General features: G+C 63.9%; 3 protein-coding genes. 2 read left to right on the plus strand and 1 reads right to left on the minus strand.

The features are described 5' to 3' along the window. On the minus strand, positions 1–93 hold a 93-nt coding region (locus ABZ646_RS45200; protein WP_360533225.1), incomplete at its 3' end, for a KUP/HAK/KT family potassium transporter. 495 nt (positions 94–588) lie between these two features. Between ABZ646_RS45200 and ribA the strand changes: the two genes are divergently transcribed. Both ribA and ABZ646_RS45210 read left to right on the plus strand, forming a co-directional pair. Beyond that, on the plus strand, positions 589–1,143 hold the full coding sequence (gene ribA, locus ABZ646_RS45205; protein ID WP_360533219.1) for a GTP cyclohydrolase II: 555 nt from the start codon (positions 589–591) through the stop codon (positions 1,141–1,143). Between the two features lie 17 nt (positions 1,144–1,160). After that, positions 1,161–2,299 (plus strand): WD40 repeat domain-containing protein (locus ABZ646_RS45210; RefSeq protein WP_360533222.1); only part of this gene is annotated, 1,139 nt, incomplete at its 3' end.

Genomic DNA, 2,299 nt, shown 5'->3' on the forward strand with positions numbered 1-2,299 from the left:
GAACGCGAAGGCCAGCGCCGCGGAGCTGCGGAAGGCGAAGACCAGGGTGAGGACCGAGACCATCAGCAGCCAGTTGATCCAGGGGACGTAGATCTAGCCGATTGCTGCGTTTCAGGTGTCGGACTGTTTGGAGACGCGATCCCCGAGGTATGACCGCACCTGATACCCCCAACGCATGCCGGTATCCGGAGCCTTGCCGACTCCCGCGACAACGATCAGTAAGCAGTGTTGGGATCTTGCGGACTGTATACGTCCCCTGTTAGGCTCATCGGCGGCAGTAAGCGATTGCGGAAGCGAGAGCAGGGTCGGACGCGACTCCGATCCGTGATACATGCCTTCCGGCGTTTTCCGCGATATCGTGCACCTTTCTCCCTTGGCGAACGGGGCCCCTTTCTGTCAAGTTTCTGGCGGTGCACTTTCCCGTGAACGGCGATCTTCAATCCAATTGATCGTGGGGGTTAAGTCGTGACGCTCAATTCCAGTACCAGGTCCGATGCACACGTTCAACCCGACGGTGTTGCTACCGAGACTCGCGCGCGTACCCGCGTCCGCGTTCCGTTACTCCTCGACGGGAATGTGCACGAGGGTGTGACCATCGTCAGCTTTCAGAACCTCTCGGACGAACACGAGCACGTCGCCGTGCTGTTCGACAGTCCGCCGGCCGGTCCGGAGCCCCTGGTCCGCGTGCACTCCGAGTGCCTGACCGGGGATGTACTGGGTTCCGCACGCTGCGACTGCGGGCCGCAACTGCGCGAGTCGGTCCAGCGGCTGACCCGTGAAGGCGGCATTCTCCTCTATCTGCGCCAAGAGGGTCGCGGTATCGGCCTCTACAACAAGCTCGAGAGTTACGGCCTGCAGGATCTCGGGCACGACACCTTCGAGGCAAATCGCGCTCTGCACTTCCCCGATGACATGCGTGATTACCGGGTGGCGGCCGAGATGCTCACCGCTCTGGGCGTTCCGGCGATCCGGCTGTTGTCGAACAACCCCGACAAGGAACGGCAGCTGCGTTCGTACGGGATCGACATCCGGGAAAGGCAGCCGACGGGCGTCTTCGCCACGCGGGCAAACCATCGTTATCTGGAGGCGAAGATGCGCCTCGCAGGCCACGAAATCGCAGACCACGAACTCGTGGTCGATTAATTTGAGGGGGTCGGAAAATGATTCAGCACCACGGTCCGATCAGTGGAATAGCTGCATCCGGTGACCGCTTTGTGGCCACTGTGGGATACGACAACCAGGTCATCCTGTGGGACCAGACCTCACGCGCCTCGCTCGGCCGTGTGCTGCACGACCATCTCGCGAACCAGTGCGCCTTCAGCCCGGACGGCACGCGGTTAATCACCTCCTCCAGCGACTACACCGCCCGTTTGTGGTCCGTACCCGACTTGCGTCTGCTGGCCGTGTTCAACGACCAGGAGGACGACGTCGAGATGTCGGTCTTCCACCCCACCAAGGAGCTGGTCGCCACCGCCTCGCGTGACCACCGGGTGCGCGTCTACGACTTCGGCGGCCGCCTGATGCACCGTTTTTCCGGCCACTCCGCCGACGTCATCTCGGTGGAGTGGGCGCGCACCGCCGACGAGCTGATCACCTCCAGCGATGACGGCACCGTCAAGCGCTGGTCCCTCCAGACTGGCGGACTGATCGACGACGTCGACCTCGGCGGCATCGAGACCGACACCGTGGCGATCCACACCGACGGCAGCGTCTTCGCCGGCAACGACGAGGGACAATTGATCGTCCTGAGGCCCGACGGCAGGGAAACCATCCCCGCCCATGAGGCAGGCGTCAAGCGTCTGGTCCTGGACGGGGAGCGAAACCTCCTGGTCAGCCTCAGCTACGACCGCACGATGTGCCTCTGGGACGTCTCCGGCGACCTGCCCGAGTTGGTCGACCAGACCAGCCTGCCTGACGATGTCTGGCCGCGTTCGTGCGCCTTCGCCGGCGGCACGACGCTGGTGCTGGCCACTTTCGGTGCCACTTACCAGACCTATGACTACAAGCAGCGGCTGTGGGGCGAGCAACTGGTCGCGCCAACCTACGGCGTCAACGCGGCCTGCGCCCACGAAGAAGGCGTCCTGTCGGTCGGGGACGCCGGCCTGGTGTGGCGCGACGGAGTTCTCCTGGCAAGCACCGGCAGCCTGTGCAACTTCCTGACTCCGGCGGGCCCGGTTGTAGTCGCCGGCGGCCAGTTGGGGAAGGTCTTCGATGCCCTGACCGGCCGCGCGCTGCACCAGCACCGCTCACCGCTCAACTGCGGTGTCACCTTCTCGTATGATGGCCAAGCGCACCAACG

This window comes from Streptomyces sp. NPDC007162 (genome assembly GCF_040634175.1).
GTDB lineage: Bacteria > Actinomycetota > Actinomycetes > Streptomycetales > Streptomycetaceae > Streptomyces.